The 4,076-nt window shown below is 32.4% G+C and carries 1 protein-coding gene; it reads right to left on the reverse strand.

Annotated features, from left to right (window positions below):
* The coding region (locus U9R42_04145; protein MEA3495208.1) for a PKD domain-containing protein at positions 1-4,076 on the reverse strand (4,076 nt) is incomplete at both ends.

Below are 4,076 nucleotides of genomic sequence, written 5' to 3' on the forward strand. Positions count from 1 at the left end.
TAAATTTATTTTTTGATTTGTTGAAAATTTGTATCTCATAATTTTCTACGCCTTGTTTCCATTGTTCATAACCCGTCCATTTTAATTTTGGGTAAATGCTTTTTGCTTCTGAGGTTAGAAGAATGCTTTTGCCGTAATTTGTGTATTCGCTTTTGTAATCGCAACTGTCAATTACAAACATTCTGTAAAAATAGGATTGTTCATCAACGCTGTTGTTAAAATCAAGGAAATCAAATGTTTGATTGTCGCTTGTGCTTAACTCGTACCAACTTATTCCGTTTTCTGATTTTTCGAGGATGTATGTCTTGGGAATTCCTTTTGTTGCTTCTGTCCATTCAATCAGTATGTTTTCATCATGCTCAACTGTTGCCCTAATTATTTCATTTGCTTTTACGTGTTGTTCTATAAAAAAATATTTTGTTGAATCTGTTGAGCAACCAAAATCACTTGTTGATGTGAGGGTTACGGCTTTTTTACCTGTGTCTGAGAAAATGTGATTCGGATTTTGAAGGTTTGAAAAATTGCTATCTCCAAATTCCCAAAACCATCTTTGAACTTTGCCTGAATCTATGAATGATTTATCGTAAAAAAACATTGTGTCTTCAAGGCAGTTGTTGAGGTAAATGTAAGCGGCTACAGGCATTGGATAAACGTAAATATTTTTGGTAATTGTGTCTTTGCAATTTTTGTTGCTTGTAGAAATTAGTTTAACTGGATAAATTCCCCAATGCACTAATGATGTTGGGTTTAAATAATCAATCAGTAAGGTATCATTGTTAAATATCCATTGATAGTTTAATGTTCCTTGGGATATAGTTGAAAGATTGATAAAATCAAAGTAATTGGAATCAAGGCATTGAGTTGAGTCATTGATGCCAAAGTTACTAATGGGCATTGGATACACAACAAGTTGTTTCTCAATAGAATCCTTACAGTCTTGCCCTGATGTTATCAAAAGTTTTGTTGTAAATAAACTGTCGTATTGATAGGAATGTAAAGCATTTTCCGTAGTTGCAAAGTTTGAATCTCCAAAATTCCAAAGGTAGCCAACAGAACCATAAGGAATTGAAGACATATTTGTAAACTCAAACTGATTATTTCTAAGACATTGGTCGGTATCGTTTATGCCAAAATCGGCTACAGGCATGGGATGCACCCACAAGGTTTTTTCAATAGTATCCCTGCAATCATAATTAGATGTTGCAATAAGCCGTACTAAAAAGGTGTCATAATTTATATAGCTGTGATTTGTATTCGGGGAAGTACTTGTATTTATATCTCCAAAATTCCATGTGTAATTCATAGAATCATAAGCTATTGTTGATTTGTTTGAAAACTTGAACAAATTAAATTCAAAGCATTGAGAACTATCATCAATTTCAAAATCTGCTATTGGCATAGGTCGGACATACACCTTTTTTGTTAATGAATCTTTACACGCATAATTTGATGTTATTAAAAGTTGAACTCTGAGAGTATCATGTTTTTGATATAAATGAAATGTGTTTTTGTTGGTATCCAAATTTCCATCTCCGAAATCCCAAGTGTTGGAGAAATGCCCGTAAGGAATTGTTGAATTATCATTAAATTCAAAATAATTATTTACAAGGCATTGCAAGGAGTCAATTATACTGAAATCCGCTATTGGCATGGGTCTTACAAAGACAGCTTTTGTCAAAGAATCAACACAATCGAAAGCAGAGGTGCTTATTAATTTAACAAAAAATGTATCAAAGTTTTGATAAGAATGAATGGGGTTTGTATCGTTTGAAATTATACTGTCTCCATAATTCCATAAATAATTAAGATTGCCTGACAAAATATTTGATTTGTTTGTAAATGAAAATATATTATTTGTAAAACATTGGTCATTGTTATTAATTAAAAATGAAGCTGAAGGCATAGGACGAACAAAAATGTTTTTTAATATTGAATCTTTACAATTATTATCGGAAGTAGCTAATAATTTCACAATGAATGTATCAGAAAAAGGATAGGAATGTGATGGGTTTTGTTGTGTTGAGGTATCCGAATCTCCGAAATACCAAAAAGGATAATAATTGCCATAGGGAATAGTGCTTTTGTCTGTAAAATTAAAAATATTGGAATAGAGGCATAAACTACTTGTATCCAATTCAAAATCAGGAACAGGCATAGGATGAATGATAATGGCTTTTTCAATGGAATCTTTACATGCCCAATCCGATACAATTAATAATCTTGCAATTACAGTATCGTGATTTAAATAAGTATGTGTTGAATTATATGCAGAGGAAGTATCACCGTCTCCAAAATACCATGTTTGAGTAAAACTGCCGGAACTAATAGTTGACGCATTACTAAAATTAAAATTATTATTGCTTAAGCATTGTGCACTATCAAAAATAGAAAAATCGGCTAAAGGCACTGGGTGAACATGAATATACATTATTTTCTCTGTAGAATCTTTGCAATTATTAGCTGATGTGGCAATAAGTTTTACAGTAAAAGTGTCTGCATAACCATAACTGTGTACAGGGTCAATGGTGGTTGAAGTTGAATCATCTCCAAAAAACCAATTGTAACTCATTGTCCCGTAAGCTATGGAAGATGTATTGGTAAATCCAAAAGCATTTTGTTCAAAACATTGGGAAGTGTCCCAAATAAAGTAATCTGCCATCGGCATGGGATGGACAATTACATTTTGAGATGAAGTGTCGCAACAGTTTAGATAAGAGCATGTAATAAGTTGTACGTTAAAAGTATCTGCACTAAGATAACTGTGTGAGGAATTTTCATAATTGTAGGTAGAACTATCTCCAAACTTCCAGTAGTAATTTGTAATCGAATCATTTTGAATAGTACTTGTGTTTGTGAAAATAAAGTTATTACCTGAAAGGCATTGAGATGAATCGTTGATGGTAAAATCGGTATTTGGTGAGTTGTAAATAGTTAGGTTTAGTGTAATAATGCTATCGCAACCATAATAATTTACAAGTGTATCAAAATAAACTCCTGTATTACTGATAGTATCTCCATTAAAATTATAAAAATTGCATTTACTTAATGTAAGTGTTTTGTAGGTTCTATAACAATTCTTTATATGTGCAATACAAGCATCTGCCCCTCCATTATATGAAGTTTGAAATGCACCTGTAGTCGCAATTTGGTTGCTTGAATATGTAAAACCTGAAATAAATAAAAAATCATTTATAGTTACAGAAATTCCTCCTCCATAGTCATTACCACTGCCTCCATAATATGAGCCCCATATTCTCTGCCCTGTAGAATCGAATTTTACGAAATAAATATCATCAGGTGCTCCTCCATGAATATGCTGAAAAGCATTGGATGTTGCTATTAAGGAGGTTGAGCTTGTTCTTCCAATAAAATATATATATCCAATATCGTCAATATCAATACCTGTAGATGATACATATTCTTCAGCATTACCTCCATAGTAAGTTCCCCATAGTCTTTGTCCTGAATTACTAAACTTTACAAGAAATACATCATGATAACCACCGCCAAAGCTACTTTGAAAAGCACCTGATGTAGCAATTGTTAAATATGAACTGGTTTCTCCAGCCATATAGACATTTCCATTTTTATCTATTTTTATTGCACGACCAGCATCCCAGCCATACATACCATAATATGTACACCATTTCCTTTGACCTGATGAATTTAATTTAAGAATAAATGCATCACGATATCCTCCTCCATAACTTGAGTGGAATGCTCCATTTGTTGCAATAGAAGAATTTGAACGTGTATCTCCGCAAATAAATATATTATTGTTATTGTCTGTTGATACACCATAACATTCTTCCTCGTTGCTTCCCCCATAATAAGTACTCCATAACCTTTGACCTGCATCATTAAATTTTGCAATAAAAGCATCATAATCACCTGACAAACTTGTTTGATAAGCTCCATTTGAAGCAATTGATGTTGTTGAATTTGTAAAACCTGCAATAATTATATTTCCACTTACATCATTGCTAAGGCTGTAGCATCTTTCTTTATGATTTCCACCAAAATAAGTACCCCATATCCTTTGTCCATTTAAATTAAATTTTAATAAAAAGGCATCA

The sequence above is a fragment of the Bacteroidota bacterium genome, from assembly GCA_034723125.1.
Classification (GTDB): Bacteria; Bacteroidota; Bacteroidia; order CAILMK01; family JAAYUY01; genus JAYEOP01.